Below are 16,179 nucleotides of genomic sequence, written 5' to 3'. Positions count from 1 at the left end.
TGAAAGACCGCCAATGTGTCCGTCAACACCTCGACATGTCGGCTGACTAACACTTCTTCGGCGTGTTCTTTGCATGTTGAGGTGAGCTCAAATTTTGCCAAGAATGTCCTTCAGTCCGATTCCTGGTAGCCGCAAAGCGGAATCCCACTATCTCGACATCAGCACCGAGAGTTTTCCCTTCAAGCTCAGCTACCCCGGTACGAGCAAGAGCAAGGTTCCAAACATTTTCAGCGATCCCAACTACCCCGACGATCAGCTGATTGCTGGCGGACTGTCCGGTCTCTGGTACGACGCCGGCGTGAATCGATATTTCACCGTTTCAGATGTGGGCCCTCAAGCCCAGGACATTCCCGAAGAGCAGGGCTTCGCCTTTGAAGGCGAGAAAGTGTTCAACGATCCTGATTTCAAGCTTCAGGTCTACGAACTTCAGCAAAGCAAAAAAGGCAAGGTCAAGGTCAGCGGTGAAGTGACCCTCAACGTTCCCGATGAGCAGGGTGGCTTCCGTCCCGCCACCGGCATCGGTCAGATGTATCGGATCAATGAAACCACAGGTGAGGTTTCAGGCCTGGATTCAGCCGCGTTCACCCCGGATGGCATGGGCGGTTACACACCTGTTCCTGCCGATGCCTTCGGGATGGATCCTGAGGCGGTGTTGCGGCTGAGTATCGATGGCCTCAACGATGGCAAGGCCGTGTTCGCCGTCTCCGATGAGTACCGCCCCCAGGTGTCGATCCATGACGCCGAAACGGGCAACCTGATTCACCGGATTGTGCCCAAGGCCAGCAGCTACAAGGGTTACGGCTACGAAGAAGGGCGTGGCGAGGTGAAGGAGTTCACCAAGAAGACTCTTCCCAAGGTGTACCTGGAACGACGCGGCAGCCGCGGCTTCGAAGCTCTGGCGTACAACAGCAACAACGGCCTGTTGTATGCCTTCATCCAAACGCCGATGGATGTGAATGGTGAGCGCAAGGGTTCCACTGTGCGACGCATCATCGCCATGGATCCGATCACCGGCGAGGCCAAGCACGAATACATCTATCGCCAATCGGGCCCCAATAAACAGGACAAGATCGGCGATGCCGTGTACGACGCCGAGCGCAACGTTTTCTATGTGATTGATCGCGATAACGTCGCTGATGAAACCGCGAACAAGGCGGTGATCGAGATGGACCTGACCCGGGCCACCGACGTGCTCGGCTTCAAGTGGGAATCGATCCTCGGAGAGGGTGTCTACGCCCCCGAGATGCTCGACACCCCTGAAGAAGTCGGTGAAGCCCTGCGCTCACCCCTGATGAACGGCATCATTTCCGAGGTGCACCAGACCACCCTGTTCAACCTGGCGGAGCAGGGCATCAACACCCTGTTCGACAAGCCCGAAGGATTGGCTCTTAAGCCAGATGGAACCCTGGTTTTCGGCTTCGACAACGACTTCCAACGGGTCGATGGCCGCCCCGACAACATGCTGGCGGTGGTAACTGACCGCTTCGGCGACCTGAAAGCGAGCTCTGCCGAATTCGTTCTCAACTACCCCGGCACCAACAGCCCGGAACTGCCCGCCTCCTTGGAGGACCCCAACCAGCCAGATGTTCAGATCATCGCTGGCGGCCTCTCCGGCCTCACCTACGACGCCGACCTGAAGCGTTACTTCACCATCTCCGATGTGGGCCCCCAGGTCATTGATATTCCAGAGGGCCAGGGCTTCGCCTTCGAGGGCGAAAAGATCTTCAGCGACCCTGATTTCAAGCTTCAGGTCACTGAGCTGTCGTACAAAATCAAGCCGGGCAAGGCGAAAGTCAAAGACACCACCACCTTGCGGGTCCCTGATGGCGAGGGTGGTTTCCGTGATGCCACCGGCATCGCTCAGATGTACAGCATCAATGAAGAGACCGGTGAGATCGGCGGCCTGGATTCCAGTAACGCCGCCTTCACCACCGATGGCAACGGCGGATACGTCCCCGTGGCACCGGATGCGTTCGGTTTAGATCCCGAATCAATTCAGCGCATCAGCATTGATGGGCTGAATGACGGCAACCCGATTTTCGCCGTCTCCGATGAATATCGCCCTCAGGTCGCTCTGTTCGACGCCGAGAGTGGTGAACTGATCCATCGGATTGTGCCTGAAGGCAGCGATTACAACGCGATCAGCTACGAGCCAGGCCGGGGCGATGTACCCGAGTTCACCAAAGCCACCCTGCCGGAGGTGTACCTGGAGCGTCGAGGCAGCCGCGGGTTTGAAGCTCTGGCCTACAACAGCGACGACGGTCTGCTCTACGCCTTCATTCAGACCCCAATGAGCGTCGGCGGTGATCGCAGCAGCTCCACAGTGCGGCGGATCCTGGCCATGGATCCGGTCACCGGACAACCTCAACACGAATACATGTTCAGCCAGATCGGCCCCAGCAACCAGGACAAGATCGGCGATGCCGTTTACGACCCGGAGCGCGGAGCCTTCCTGGTGATCGATCGCGACAACGGCGACACCGTGGCAGCCAACAAGTCCATCCTGCGCATGGACCTGAGCGAGGCGACGGACACCCTGGGCTACGACTGGGAATCTCTGCTGGGGGATGGGGTCTACGCCCCTGAACTGCTGGAGAGCCCTGCTGCCGTTGCTGAGGCCTTTGCCGAAGGAGACGTTATGGAAGTGGATCAGGTGGAACTGCTCAACCTGCCCTCCCTGCCGGGTGTTGACCCCCGCTTTGACAAGCCCGAAGGCCTGGCCCTCAAGCCTGACGGCACCCTGGTCGTTGGCTTCGACAACGACTTCGCAAGGGTGGACGGCCGCCCCGACAACCTGCTCACAGCGATCAGCCTCTGATCGCTGTCAGAGGCCCAGCTCCTGCAACAGCTGGCGCTGGGCCTGACGACCGACAATCCCATGGGCCGCCAGGGCACCACTGGCGGCCACCGGTGGAATACCAATCCCTGGGAAGGTGCTGGCACCACAAAGCCAGAGCCCATCAAGAGGAGTGGTGACGCCAGGGAAGAGCCCCTCAGCAGCCGAAAGGGCAGGGCCGTAGCTGCCGCAATGCACATTGAGGTAATGACCATGGGTCAGCGGCGTCCCCTCCAGTACCACGTTGCACCGATCACGGATGTCAGGGATGCGTCGTTCCAGCACCCGCCAGAACACAGAGCAGCGCTCCGTTTTCAACGCCTGATAGGCCTCACTTCCCCGTGTCAGATCCGCCCACAACGACCAGGGTTCGCTGGCTGGCGTATAGCCATGCAGCACATGCTGCCCTGGCGGTGCCATCGCGGGGTCCAACACCGATGGAAACGACAACACCACGGCATTGCGTTCCGCTGCAATCCCCCGCTGCCAGTCATCCACCCAGACGGTGTGAATCGGTAGGTCGTCCAAACCACTGGCGTCAAAGCCGAGATGCAGATGCAGGAAGCCATGGCAGGCTGGCGTCTCGGCGCGATCCCGTTGCCAACCGACGGCGACGTCCTGCGGTAACAGCTTCAACGTGCTCCAGATGTCGGCATTGCTGACGATCTGATCGGCGCGAATCAGTTCGCCATTGCTGAGTTGAACGCCAACTGATCTGGAGCCATCCATCAGGATTCGCTCGACCCTGGCTGCCGTTCTCAGCTCGCCGCCATGGCGCTGCAGTCCCTGCACCAGAGCATCGACCACCGCGGCACTGCCTCCCACTGGGTAATCGAGGCAGGCCTCCGGTTCAAACCATTCCCCAAACAGCGTCGCCATGGCCGCCGCGTTGGTATCCCCCATCGGCATGCCGCTGATCAGGAAACAGAGCAGATCCACCCAGTGCCGCAGGAAATCATCCTTCAGATGACGATCGACCAATGGTCCGAAGGCACCGGAGAGATGGCGCATCGCCGGCAAATGTTTCACCAGGCGAGGACCGCGTTCCAGCAACTGCGCCATGGCATCCAGTCCAGGGCGCAGCGTCAGCAGCGGCAGTGCATTGGCGGCAGCAGCGATCGGACGCAACACCTCCCCGAAGCGTCTCCATTCCTCAACAGCAGCGGTCCCGCGCAGATCCCGAACAACCTGTTCAAAACCAGCAGCTCCGACAGGAATCCTCAGCTCCCCCTCCGGCAACAACACATCCCAGCTGTTGTAAGGAATGACCTTCAAGGGCTGATCCAGGGCCCGCAGGATCTGGGCTAGGGGGTTGCCGCTCGGCCAACGGGCCAAGCCACTCCAGAGCGACGGACCCGATTCGAACTGATATCCCTGACGCTGAAAACCATGGGCTGCACCACCGGGCTGGGTGTGGGCTTCGAGGACCAGCACCTCGCGCCCGGCTCGAGCGCAAAGGGCAGCACAGCAGAGACCACCGATGCCACTACCGATCACCACCACATCAACCCTGTCCTTCACCCAACCCAGCGCATGGGAGCCATCATTGTGATCCCTGCTTGCTGGAGATGGGCGGCCGCTGGCTGATTCCGTTGCTGTTGCTGGGCCTGGCCTGGGGTCAGGAACTCATCGATCAATTGCTCTTTGGTGGCCAGTGGAATCTGCCGATGGGGCCCGGCCTGCCGTTGTGGCGGGTGTTGAGCGCACCCTTCAGCCACTCGGGATTTGGCCATCTCATCTCCAATACAATGGTTTTTATGCCACTGAGCTGGTTGGTGCTGACGCGGAGCAGTCGCGACTACATCGCCGTATGGATCGGAGTGGTGCTGGTGGAACTTCCCATCGCCCTGTTCTGGCCAGCTGCAGGCCATGGGCTCTCCGGTGTGGTGTATGGATTGCTCGGCTATCTCCTGTTGATCGGTGTATTGGAACGCAGAGTCGTGCCGATTCTTCTGGGAGGAATCACGTTCTGGTTGTATGGCTCAGCCTTGTTGGCCTTGATCCCTGGGGTCTCACCCGCCGGTGTGAGCTGGATTGGTCACGCCGGCGGGTTTCTAGGAGGCGTTCTGGCGGCATTCGCAATACGTACAGATTCCAGTGGAATAGATCAAATCAAGGGGAGCTGATCCGCAACGTCGGTCATTGCTCGGTAGTACCCCCCTGAACTGGTGGTTGTGGAGTCATTGATGGTTGACACATCAGCGCTTTCTTGAGGCATGAAATTTGCACTGTTCTTCTGTCCCTTAATGGCGAAAGTTCCGATCATCGAGGAATGTGCGGTGCAATAGTAAGAAAGCTCTGCTTCCTTTTTGAAGGCCTTGCGGTCGGCCTTACGGACGCTGAACGAGAACATCTCAGAACCAGTAATTCCGTCAGTGAAAGTCCCGTCGCCCTTCAGCTTCAAAGATTTTGTTGAATCTGTATTGTAACCAGAATCACCAATATAAAAAGGATGACTTGCGACTTCATCCTGGCGGTGAAAGCGGTACTTCTTTTTGACATTGATCTTCAGCCGATCAAGCTCATCACCATTGGAATCAAAGAAACGGTAGAAGGGGTCGTCAAAAGACCCTCCATCCACAAAAATATTAATGAACTTTGAACCCTTCTTCGCTGAACGCTCCATTGAGCGGGCCTGAGCCGATCCTCCGATCACAACGTCGAAACGATCTGCATCAACAGTGCCATCGACGGTAGAGACAGCCTCGACGGAGATGGTTGCCGTTCCAGAAGCATTCTTGGGTGTCTTCAACTTAATCCGCTGATTATTCGTGACGCTAACTTGAACAATAGAATCGTCAGAACTTTCGGCGCTCAACACGAATGGCTGCTTTTTAGATTTTAATTTTTCAGCGGAGGAGACGATCAGAAAATCCTCAGGCCCAACGTCTAGGCTTCCATCGGGTTTTTGAACAAGCTGCCAAAGTGGCAGCTCTGTGTAGGGACCACCAAAATTATAGACCTCTACTGAAGCAAGATAATCAACAACTTCCATTCCATTTCCGAGCACTTTGCCGAACACAGTAAATCCTTCATTTTGCGTATCCAGAGACAGATTATCTTCGAGATTCACGAACCACTGACTGGTAGCACTATCAGGGTCCCCTGCCAGTTTTGCCATCGCGATTGTTCCACGTCGGTTGGAATTACCGGGCTCATTTTTGATCGGATTGAACGTGTCCACCGGATCAATACTTCCTCCCTCGTCAGCAGGGGCAAGCGGCGCCGAGAACCCTCCCCCTTGAAGCACGAAGCCAGGAACAGACCGGTGAAATATTGAATTGTCATACACACCTTTATTCAAATATTTGAAAAAGTTCTTGACTGTTTTCTTCGTCAAAAAATCTGCTGATCCCTTTTTATTGAACAACTCCAAGAAAATGGATCGATCACCAAGCTGATTATTTGTCGTGAGTTCAACCACAGCGCCGACAGCATCAGAGGCACCGAACCCCTTGGGCAACTTCACCACAGACTTGCCAGAAGGTGCCAGGGAGAGATCGTTGAAAGCCATCCACGACAAACAAAGTCCACAATTTAGCTGTGATTGTCGCTGAGGTAAGGATCAAGAAAGGCCAGTGGAACCGCCATGTCGTCGGCAAAACCGAGCAGGTGTGTCTCCCGCCACTCATACAGCAGAGATCCGTCCGCACCGATCAGAAAGGTGCCGCCCCGCTGGGCGATGTGGTCATCCACAGGCACATAGGTGCGCCATTGACTGAGCACCTCGCCCATATTGCACAGACGTTTTGTGGCGAGTTCAAAGGGTCGCTGAAAGTTCCGCCCGCCGGCACGGGCGAACAGGGCACCGGGAAACGCCGGTAATGGCCAGGCTTTCACCATGTCGTCATCGCCGAAGATCGCCGCCGCCCGACGATCACCGGTGTAGCCCCTCAGCACTTCCTGCAACGTCCCCGGAGAACCTATGCCGGCACACATCAGCAGAAATCCTGGCCAGGGACCGCCGGGGAGTTTCAGCCCTGCATAAAGACCGAGGGCCTCGTGCAGCGCTGAGCTGCTATCCACTTCGAGAGCTTGACGCGGAAACCCTGTGAAGCCGCAGAAGCGATCGGCTCCCGACTGATCACCAATGGCAATGGCCTGCAGCGCAATCCCCGCCTGCTCCAGTTCCGACAGTCGCGGCACCAGAGCCTGGGCATATTCCATCGAATCGAAGTCGCCCAGCTGCCCCATCACGATGACGAGACGTCGCCACCCTGAAGGTGGTGGCGATAGACGTTCCAGCAACGGTTGAAGGCTCTGCTGCTGGCTCACTGTGCTTTGCCGCGTCATGCTGGAGACCTGTGCCGTTGGTTGCAAGGTGACCAGTGTCTGTCAGAACTGCGGCAGTCGTCGCTTCAGGGCTGACCGAGCTCTGGCGGGTCGGCTGGTCTGTCAGTCCTGCGGACTGGCGGCGGGGAGCCGACCAAGTCGGAGTCGTCCAAACCCAAGGAACCAACAACGACGTAATGGTGCTTCTCAGCTCGGTCGCAAGAGGCTGCTCTGGTTGATGCTGTTGATTGGTGTCGCAATCGCAGTGGTGGTGCTCACGTCCTGAGCATGGCCACCACTTCAGCCGTGTTGGAAGACAACTCACCAGCTGCCAACTGGTCGATGGCTTGACGCATGGCTGACTGTCGATCAACGCCGTAACTGCTCCAGCGGCTGAACACCTTGGCCATGCGCGAAGCCGTAATCGGATTGCGGCGATCCACCGCAGCGATCTGATCGGCCATGAAGCGATAACCACTGCCATCGATGGCGTGGAACACCGGAACGTTGGCCGTGAATCCCCCCAGCACCGCACGCAGGGAGTTTGGTGCCAGTGGGTCGAAGCGGGGATGTTCCAGCAGTGCTTGGACTCGTTGCAATCCGTCGGTTCTCGGGGCTGATGCCTCCAGGGCAAACCAGGCATCGAGGATCACCGGCTTATCCTGCCAACGCTGATAGAAGCGATCCAGGGCCAGATCCCGCTCGTCCACCTCCATGGGTTGTAAGGCCCGCAGGGCTGCCCGCGCCAGGGTCATCGACGGACCCGACACCGCCTCGAGAGCTTGGTTGCGGGCTTCCGCGTCTCCTGCGGCCGCCAGCCAACTCCAAGCCAGACCCGTCAGCGAACGCCCGCCCTGTCCAGCAGGCCAGGCCTGCGGCCACTCCCCGCGACAGACATCGAGAAGCTGATTCAGCGGATCGGCGAGCTGACGACCCAGCTCCGCGATCCACTCCCGTCGCGCCGCGTACAGAGCCGGGGGATCCACCGGGTTCTGCAGAGCTTCCAGTTCCGCGGTACCGGGCAAAGCCAGAAGGACCGCCAGGTCCTGGCCGCCACCACCGTCGAAGGCGTTCAGCCGTTGGCGCAGGGCCTGAATCAAGGCCGCTTCCACTGTCGCGTCTGGCTCACCGCTGGCGCGGGCCAGCAGCACCTGGCGGGCCAGCCGTTGGCCCGCGTCCCAACGGCTGAAGGGGTCATCGTCGTGGGCCAACAATTGCAGAGATTCCTGCAGCGACTGCTCCAGCTGCACATTCACTGGTGCCGAGAAACGGCGTAACAGCGACAGGGCCGGTGCTGCGCTGCCGGGGTCACCCTGGAGCGTCAGGCTGGCCTGATCTCCGTCCATCACCAGCAGCTGTTCTTCGCCGATGCGGCCCTTCTCCCCCACCAGCGCCACGGCGATTGGCAACACCAGGGGTTGCTTCTCGGTTTGTCCTGGGGTTGGCGGCGTGGACTGACGCAGTTCAAGGGTCAACTCCCCTTTGACCGCATCCCACTGCCGTTGCACCGTGAGCTCCGGCGTTCCAGCCTGGTGATACCAACGCTTGAACCGCTCCGAATCAAAGCCGAGGGGCTGACCGTCTTGCGCAGCACCATCGACGATGGATTGCACAAAATCCTCTGTGGTCGCGGCGGTTCCATCAAAACGGCTCACATAGGTCGCCATACCGCGCATAAACCGCTCCTGCCCCAACAGGGTGTGCAGCATGCGGATCAATTCCGCCCCTTTTTCATAGATCGTTGTCGTATAGAAGTTGTCGATCGCCTGATATTCAGCAGGTTTCACCGGATGCGCTGTCGGGCCGGCATCTTCACGGAACTGGGTGTTGCGCAGCATCGCCACATCTTCAATCCGTTTCACGGCTGCAGAGTGCAGATCCGCCGTGAAACTCTGATCACGGAACACGGTGAGACCTTCCTTCAACGAGAGCTGAAACCAGTCGCGACAGGTGATGCGGTTACCGCTCCAGTTGTGGAAGTACTCGTGGGCGATCACGCTCTCGATCCGCTCCAACTCTGCATCCGTTGCCGTTTCGGCATCAGCCAGCACCAACTTCGAATTGAAGATATTGAGACTCTTGTTCTCCATCGCGCCCATGTTGAAGTGGCGCACCGCGACGATGTTGTATTCGTCGAGGTCGTATTCGAGCTGATACACCTGCTCATCCCAGGCCATGGAACGCTTCAGCGACTCCATCGCGTGGGTGGAGTAAGGCTCATCCCCCTCCTCCACATGCAAGCGAAGCGTGACCGCACGACCTGATGCCGTGGTGTACAAATCGCGAATTTCGCGCAATTCGCCCGCCACCAGGGCGAACAGATAAGACGGCTTCGGGAAGGGGTCCTTCCAAGTCACGGCATGACGCCCATCCGTCAGCTCCTCCTCGGAGATGGCATTGCCATTGCTCAGCAGCACGGGGCAGCTGGCACGTGACGCCTCGATCCTCACCGTCCAACGGCTGAGTACATCAGGGCGATCGGGATGAAAGGTGATGCGCCGGAATCCTTCCGCTTCGCATTGGGTACTCAGTAGCCCTCCACTGACGTACAAGCCCTCGAGAGAACTGTTGTTGTAGGGATCAATGCGGCAACAGGTCTCCAGAACAAACGGCTTGCTCGGCGGTGAGTGGATGGTCAGCAGCTGATCCCTATAGCTGTAGTCATCACCGGCAACATCGTCGCCATTCAGCTTGATGCTGCAGATCTCAAGATCCACCCCACGGAGCTGAAGAGCTTCAGCACCTCCTCTCGGCTCCAGATCCAGTCGGCTTGTCACCAGGACATCGCCCGGTCTGATGTCGACAGCCAGATGGATTGCCGGCAGTGCGAATGGCCATGGGCTGTAGTCCGCAAGGCGGACAGGAGCGGCGGAAACCATGGCGCTGGCAGCTGACTGAGAGCTGATCCTGGCGCAACGTCCTTTTCAAAAAAAAGGACCAGCCGAATGCGACTGGCCCCTGAGAAACCTTCAGACGTGGTTTTTGGACGATCCGCTCAGGATTCCGCCTGCCGTTTTTGCAGGGCTTCCTTGACCTTGGTCTGAACGTCATCTGGGATGGCCTTCGGACAGGCAGCCATCGCCCGAACCAGCACCTGCTGTTCTGCAGCCGCGAACATTTCCTTATCGGTGAGAGCCTTGCCCTGGAGGGAAGCCACCTGACCCTCATGGCGACCTTTCAGGGCCTGGGCATAGGTGCTCGCGGAAATGCCCAGTGCTTTGGGGAACTCCACACCATCCAGGGCAGCCATGCAAAAGAACGACGTCCCCATCGCCTGATAAACGGCAATGTCTTCATTGGTGGCCGGTTTGGCCTGCTGTGCAGAGGCCGCAGAACCAAGAAGGCCGATGGGGGCTAGGAAGGCCTGCACCGCCAGGGCCCCCAGGAGTTTTTGGCGAAGGTTCAACGGACGAAAAATGATTTCACGAGCAAATTGTCCCTCAAATTGAGCTGGAACTAAACGAGTGTGGACCGGTCAGTCCTCCTGGATCAGAGGCAGAGGGTCAGACATCCTGATTTCGTGGTGATGTTCAACGATCGCCAGCTCTCCGTTCTCCCAGCTGTAGATGGCGCGGTAGCGGTAGCGGTCCTGGTCCACCAGACGGATGTGCTCAAGGATGTCCCATTGCTGGTAATGAGACTCCAGGATCGTTTCGTGTTCATCCACCTGGCGCAGGCGCGTGCGCACGGGATCGGTGTTGAGGTATCCGCGACTGCGCTGCAACTGATGCCCCCAGAGCGTGGCTTCCATCACCCCACTGCGCTCATACCAGGGTTTGCGTGCAAAGAATTCGTCGGAGTGCTGGTTGTTTTCATCGGACCACCAGCTGAAGCGATACCGGCTTTCACCGGCTGCCGGTTCGGAAAAGGCCTCCATCTTCAAGTGCATATCCACATGCAGCACCTGCTCATCGCTGAAGGTGTACTGCCGGCGGGAGCGCCAGATCCCGAGATTTCGGCCAAACCAGCGACGCAGGTTGCTGTCCACCTGGATGGACGGTGACGCGGAGGTTGAACCAGGAACCGTGAGTGGAACACGGTTTTGCGCGGAAAAGAGCGACATGAACCGTGTCGGCCAGGCGTCGGAGTGCTTCCAGTTGTCTTAGCCCGGATGGCGGACCAGTCAAAAACCCATAAGGTAAGCCTCAGTTTTGCGTCATCATTGAGCCGTGGGGGAGGACGATCCCAAGGGTCGCCAGCGGCTGAAACTCCTGCTGGTGGCAGCCCGCCATCACCTTTCCGGCCCTGACCTGAGGTCCGTCGTTCATTACCTGGAACGCGATGACGTGGGATTCCAGGTGACACTGCAGTTGGCGGATCCATCGCAGCAGCCAGAACTGCTGGAACTGCACAGGCTGGTGATCACGCCGGCACTGATCAAGCTCTCCCCAGCACCGAAGCAGGTCTTCGCCGGCAGCAACATTCTCCAGCAGCTGAAGGGATGGGTGCCCCGCTGGCAGCAGGACGGCGTGGTGAGCGGCTTAGGTCTCAGCCTGAGGCCGACGGAACTGGACGGCAGCCGAACGCAAAAAGAGCTTCAACTTGAAGACCAGCTGCTGGTGCTGCGCCAGGAAAACGAGACTCTGATCGACCGGATTCACGCCCAGGAGCGACTGCTGCGGATGGTGGCCCACGAGCTGAGGACTCCACTGACCGCTGCTGCCCTGGCACTCCAGAGCCAGCGGTTGGGACAGATCGATATGACCCGCTTCCAGGACGTGATCACGCGGAGATTGGAGGAGATGGAGGCCCTGTCCAAGGATCTGCTGGAGGTGGGAACCACCCGCTGGGAAACGCTGTTCAATCCACAGCGGCTGGACCTGGCCAGCGTTTCAGCGGAAGTGATCCTCGAACTCGAAAAACTCTGGCTTGGACGAAACGTCGAGATCCGCACCGACATCCCGAGCGACCTGCCCAAGGTCTTTGCTGATCAGCGCCGCATGCGTCAGGTGTTGCTGAATCTGCTGGAGAACGCTCTGAAATACACCGGCAACGGCGGACACATCACCCTCACCATGCTCCACCGCACCAGCCAGAGGGTTGAAGTCAGTGTCTGCGACAGCGGGCCTGGCATCCCGACGGAAGAGCAGCAGCGCATCTTTCTCGATCGGGTTCGTCTTCCCCAGACCTCCGACCGCACCACGGGGTTCGGCGTGGGCTTATCGGTGTGCCGCCGCATCGTGGAAGTGCATGGAGGGCGGATCTGGGTCGTCTCCGAACCAGGAGAGGGAGCGTGTTTCACCTTTACCGTCCCGATATGGCAGGGACAGGGCCAGGAATGGGGGCAGGCCGTCTTGACGGAGGGAGAGCTCGAGCCGTAGTTTGTTCTGGTGATGAGGAGCACAGACGGCTTCTTGATCACGGCCTCGCCCCCATCGTCTAGAGGCCTAGGACACCTCCCTTTCACGGAGGCGACAGGGGTTCGAATCCCCTTGGGGGTATTAATGATTCACCGATCGCCGGTGATCAAAATCAGAGTGAACTGGGGTTTTATTCCTGATCGCTTGTGATCAGTTGTTGCAGCGTCGTAGGGCTTCCCGCTCCACCGCGAAGAGATTGCTGCTGAGGTCGTCGCGAAGACGCTCTTCGATCAAGCCGATCGGCATTCCCAGACACCCCTGCACCATCAGCTCGTAAAGGAGGGTCGACCCTTCCGGCAGGGTTCTGACCTGCCATGAACCTTCAAATCGTCGAAAGTCTCCCTTCAGCATTTGAAAACGAAGCACTCCATCGGGCTTGAATTCGCGAAGTTCAAGCAACACCTGCGCCGAAAAACGCATCCCCAGCAACTGTTGGCTGCCAACCTGCTGAAGGCGAACCGTCTCTCCATCCCGCATCACCAGCTCACTGGAGCTCAGGTTGGGAATGAAATCGGCCAGATGGGCGTAATCCGTCAGGACGTCCCAGAACAGCTCAGCGGGGATCGAACTCTTCAGCTGAACCGCAAGACGCCGCGCTCCGCCTGGCAGACGTTCCATCGTCTGCTCGATGGTTTCGCTCTGGTGACTGGAGGAGCGAAGCCCACCTGGAAACAGCGCCTGGAGTGGAGTCAACGGGTCTGGTGCACAGAGCTGGTCCGAACAGATCTTACGGAAGTCGTCCAGACGACATCGCCCGTTGTGGCAAAGAGCAACTGAATTGAGTCTTTTTTAAAAGCACCTCTATAGTCTCGCCACCAAAAACGTCGTCAAATGCGGGTGTCCGTTGCCACAGCGGGTGGAACTTCATCGTCCCTGTTCACGGTTGTCGCCAGTGGCATTCAGGCCGGTTCAGGGCCTTCGGTGATTCGGACCTACCGAGTGGCCATGAGTGGACTCAATGACCTGTACAAGCGCCTTGCAGCCTCTGGCGCCAGAATCCTGAGTGTGTCACCAGCCGGCGAGGAATCCCCCGCAGCTCCGGTGGCCGCGTCCAGCGCCCCCGCTCCGCAAGCCGTGACCTCTGCCCCCGCTCCCAAGAAGAAGTCCCACGCCAACGTTCCGGTCAACACCTACAAGCCCAAGACTCCCTTCCTTGGCACGGTGACGGAGAACTATTCCCTTGTTGCTGACGGTGGCATTGGTCGGGTGCAGCACATCACCTTCGACCTCTCCGGCGGTGATCCCCAGCTCGAATACATCGAAGGGCAGAGCATCGGCATCGTTCCTGAGGGTGAAGATGCCAACGGCAAACCGCACAAACTTCGCCTCTACTCCATCGCCAGTACACGCCATGGCGATAACTACCAAGACAACACAGTGTCCCTGTGTGTGCGTCAGCTGGAGTACAAGAACGAGGCTGGCGAGCAGATCTATGGCGTCTGCTCCACTTACCTCTGCGACATCGAGCCCGGTTCCAAGGTGAAGATCACCGGTCCAGTGGGCAAGGAGATGCTTCTCCCCGACGACGAGGACGCCAACATCATCATGCTGGCGACCGGCACCGGTATTGCTCCGATGCGCACCTACATTCGCCGCATGTTCGAACCTCGGGAGCGTGAAGCCAATGGTTGGAACTTCCGCGGTAAGGCCTGGTTGTTCATGGGTGCACCCAAGACCGGCAACCTGCTGTACGACGAGGATTTACTCCACTACGAGAAGGAATTCCCCGACAACTTCCGCTACACCAAGGCCATCAGCCGGGAGCAACAGAATGCCAAGGGTGGTCGGATGTACATCCAGGATCGTGTGCTTGAGCACGCCGAAGAGATCTTCGCGATGATTGAGAACCCCAAGACCCACGTTTATATGTGTGGCCTCAGGGGCATGGAACCCGGCATCGACGAAGCCATGACCGCTGCTGCTGCTGCCAAGGGTCTGGACTGGTCTGAACTGCGCCCTCAACTCAAGAAAGCTGATCGTTGGCACGTGGAGACCTATTGATCAGCATCAACTCAGCTGATCAAGCTCTGCGAGGACTGCCCATCGGCAGTCCTTTTTTTTCGCTTGGCAACAAAACAGGCCAAAAAACAGGCTCGGTTGATCTGGGGCACTGTTGTTTTCCCATTCCGTGCCTAAACCGTCCTCAGATGCCAAGGCTCGATGGTCGCCACCGCCACCAATCCCCTGCGGGTCGGTCTCCGACAGGAACGGGTCATCGCACCGCAATGTCTGGTAATTTTCGGCGCCAGTGGTGACCTGACCCACCGCAAGCTGGTCCCCGCGCTGTTCGAACTGTTCAAGCAGAGGCGACTTCCCAGTGAATTCGCCCTTCTCGGCTGCGCCCGCCGGCCCTGGAGCGACGACGAGTTTCGCGGAAAAATGGCCGAGGCCCTGGCCAGCAAGATCGCCGAGAACCAGGAAGCCTGGGATCAGTTCGTCTCGAAGTTGTTCTACGAACCCGTCGATCTGCAGCAACCGGAGGATGTGGTTCGCCTGGGGAAACGCCTGGAAACCGTTGATCAACAGTGCGCCACCCGCGGCAACCGCACCTTCTATCTCTCGGTGTCACCGAAGTTCTACGGCAGTGGCTGTCGCGCGCTAGCGGATGCCGGTCTGCTGAAGGATCCTCAACGCAGCCGCGTGGTGATCGAGAAGCCTTTCGGTCGTGACTACGGCAGCGCTCAAGCCCTGAACCGTGTTGTAAAAAGCTGCGGGCAAGAGAATCAGATCTTCAGGATCGACCATTACCTAGGCAAGGAAACGGTCCAGAACATCATGGTGCTGCGCTTTGCCAACACCATTTTCGAACCGATCTGGAACCGGAACTACATCTCCAGTGTTCAGATCACTGCCGCCGAGACCGTTGGAGTCGAGGAGCGGGCCGGGTATTACGAGACCTCCGGTGCCCTGCGGGACATGGTGCAGAACCACCTGACCCAGATGCTGGCCATCACAGCCATGGAACCGCCAGGTCGCTTTGACCCGGAGGCGATCCGCAACGAAAAGGCCAAGGTGTTGCAAGCGGCACGACTGGCTGACGAGCAGGAGCCATGGAACTGCTGCATCCGCGGTCAGTACGGCCCCGGCGGCAGCCATGACGCTCCCCTGGCCGGATACCGCCAGGAACCCGGCGTCGATCCCAACAGCACCACGGAGACCTACGTCGCCATGAAGCTGTTCGTCGACAACTGGCGTTGGCAGGGGGTCCCCTTCTACGTCCGCACAGGCAAGCGGCTGGCCAAACGCCTCAGCGAGGTGGTGCTCACCTTCCGCGAAGCACCAGTGCATCTCTTCGATGCAGCCACCGGCGGCCCCACGGCCAACCAGTTGATTCTGCGCATCCAGCCCGACGAAGGGGCGGAATTCCGCTTCGAAGTGAAATCCCCCGGGTCCGGCATGCGCAGCCGTCCGATCGACATGGAGTTCTCCTACGACGAGTCCTTCGGGGAGCCCTCCGATGAGGGCTATGTCCGCCTGCTGGCGGACGCCATGCTCAGCGATCCGACCCTGTTCACCCGCAGTGACGAGGTGGAAGCGGCCTGGCGTCTGTACACCCCGCTGCTGGAGCTGATCGAAGACAGCCCTTGGCAGCTGCCGATCCATCCCTACGAATCCCGCACCTGGGGACCTGCCGCCGCTGATGCCCTGCTGGCCCGTGACGGACTGCTCTGGCGTCGTCCCTGACACCACCTGAATTCGCCGCACTCCATC

The 16,179-nt window shown here is 58.9% G+C and carries 13 protein-coding genes and 1 tRNA gene; 7 read left to right on the top strand and 7 right to left on the bottom strand.

Going from position 1 to position 16,179, the window contains the following annotated elements; translation table 11 throughout:
- Positions 1-103: 103 nt before the first annotated feature.
- A complete protein-coding gene (locus TX72_RS03725; protein WP_042503154.1) occupies positions 104-2,818 on the top strand; it encodes an esterase-like activity of phytase family protein in 2,715 nt (904 codons plus the stop codon).
- A 6-nt stretch (positions 2,819-2,824) separates the two neighbouring features.
- On the opposite strand, the gene TX72_RS03720 is transcribed toward TX72_RS03725, so the two are convergent.
- Entirely contained in the window at positions 2,825-4,357 is a 1,533-nt protein-coding gene (locus TX72_RS03720) for a phytoene desaturase family protein (protein WP_011127626.1), read from the bottom strand.
- Positions 4,358-4,404: 47 nt separating this feature from the next.
- On the opposite strand from TX72_RS03720, the gene TX72_RS03715 reads away from it, so the two are divergent.
- On the top strand, positions 4,405-4,962 hold the full coding sequence (locus TX72_RS03715; RefSeq protein WP_011127625.1) for a rhomboid family intramembrane serine protease: 558 nt from the start codon (positions 4,405-4,407) through the stop codon (positions 4,960-4,962).
- Here TX72_RS03715 and TX72_RS12830 read toward each other — a convergent pair.
- Together TX72_RS12830 and TX72_RS03705 are read right to left on the bottom strand one after the other, a co-directional pair.
- Positions 4,944-6,350 (bottom strand): peptidylprolyl isomerase, encoded by a 1,407-nt coding sequence (locus tag TX72_RS12830; RefSeq protein ID WP_011127624.1) that lies wholly within the window; start codon positions 6,348-6,350, stop codon positions 4,944-4,946. The genes TX72_RS03715 and TX72_RS12830 overlap by 19 nt on opposite strands.
- A 23-nt stretch (positions 6,351-6,373) precedes the next feature.
- Positions 6,374-7,129: a peroxiredoxin-like family protein gene (locus TX72_RS03705; RefSeq protein WP_011127623.1), complete on the bottom strand. Its 756-nt coding sequence runs from the start codon at positions 7,127-7,129 to the stop codon at positions 6,374-6,376.
- On the opposite strand from TX72_RS03705, the gene TX72_RS03700 reads away from it, so the two are divergent.
- Positions 7,128-7,394: a TFIIB-type zinc finger domain-containing protein gene (locus tag TX72_RS03700; protein WP_042503152.1), complete on the top strand. Its 267-nt coding sequence runs from the start codon at positions 7,128-7,130 to the stop codon at positions 7,392-7,394. The genes TX72_RS03705 and TX72_RS03700 overlap by 2 nt on opposite strands.
- On the opposite strand, the gene pepN is transcribed toward TX72_RS03700, so the two are convergent.
- The 3 genes from pepN to TX72_RS03685 all read right to left on the bottom strand — a co-directional run bounded on the left by pepN (position 7,384) and on the right by TX72_RS03685 (position 11,171).
- Positions 7,384-9,987: an aminopeptidase N gene (gene pepN / locus TX72_RS03695; RefSeq protein ID WP_011127621.1), complete on the bottom strand. Its 2,604-nt coding sequence runs from the start codon at positions 9,985-9,987 to the stop codon at positions 7,384-7,386. The two genes, TX72_RS03700 and pepN, sit on opposite strands and share 11 nt — an antisense overlap.
- Before the next feature lie 116 nt (positions 9,988-10,103).
- Entirely contained in the window at positions 10,104-10,514 is a 411-nt protein-coding gene (locus TX72_RS03690; protein ID WP_011127620.1) for a DUF8650 domain-containing protein, read from the bottom strand.
- Between the two features lie 69 nt (positions 10,515-10,583).
- Positions 10,584-11,171 carry a hypothetical protein gene (locus tag TX72_RS03685; protein WP_011127619.1) on the bottom strand — a complete coding sequence of 196 codons (588 nt, stop codon included), beginning with the start codon at positions 11,169-11,171 and terminating at the stop codon, positions 10,584-10,586.
- Positions 11,172-11,277: 106 nt separating this feature from the next.
- Here TX72_RS03685 and TX72_RS03680 point away from each other — a divergent pair, with 106 nt between their 5' ends.
- Complete coding sequence (locus tag TX72_RS03680; protein ID WP_011127618.1) at positions 11,278-12,429, top strand: histidine kinase; 1,152 nt, start codon at positions 11,278-11,280, stop codon at positions 12,427-12,429.
- Positions 12,430-12,476: 47 nt separating this feature from the next.
- A tRNA-Glu gene (locus TX72_RS03675) sits at positions 12,477-12,549 on the top strand.
- Between the two features lie 69 nt (positions 12,550-12,618).
- Here the strand turns inward: TX72_RS03675 and TX72_RS03670 are convergent.
- Positions 12,619-13,161: an SRPBCC family protein gene (locus tag TX72_RS03670; protein ID WP_011127617.1), complete on the bottom strand. Its 543-nt coding sequence runs from the start codon at positions 13,159-13,161 to the stop codon at positions 12,619-12,621.
- A gap of 138 nt (positions 13,162-13,299) precedes the next feature.
- Here TX72_RS03670 and TX72_RS03665 point away from each other — a divergent pair, with 138 nt between their 5' ends.
- Positions 13,300-14,469 carry an FAD-binding oxidoreductase gene (locus tag TX72_RS03665; protein WP_011127616.1) on the top strand — a complete coding sequence of 390 codons (1,170 nt, stop codon included), beginning with the start codon at positions 13,300-13,302 and terminating at the stop codon, positions 14,467-14,469.
- A 159-nt stretch (positions 14,470-14,628) separates the two neighbouring features.
- Entirely contained in the window at positions 14,629-16,152 is a 1,524-nt protein-coding gene (zwf, locus tag TX72_RS03660) for a glucose-6-phosphate dehydrogenase (protein ID WP_011127615.1), read from the top strand.
- Positions 16,153-16,179: the final 27 nt, after the last annotated feature.

Source organism: Parasynechococcus marenigrum WH 8102, assembly GCF_000195975.1.
Lineage (GTDB): Bacteria > Cyanobacteriota > Cyanobacteriia > PCC-6307 > Cyanobiaceae > Parasynechococcus > Parasynechococcus marisnigri.
The sequence above is the reverse complement of the archived record's forward strand: the minus strand, read 5'-3'. Positions and strand labels throughout refer to the sequence as shown.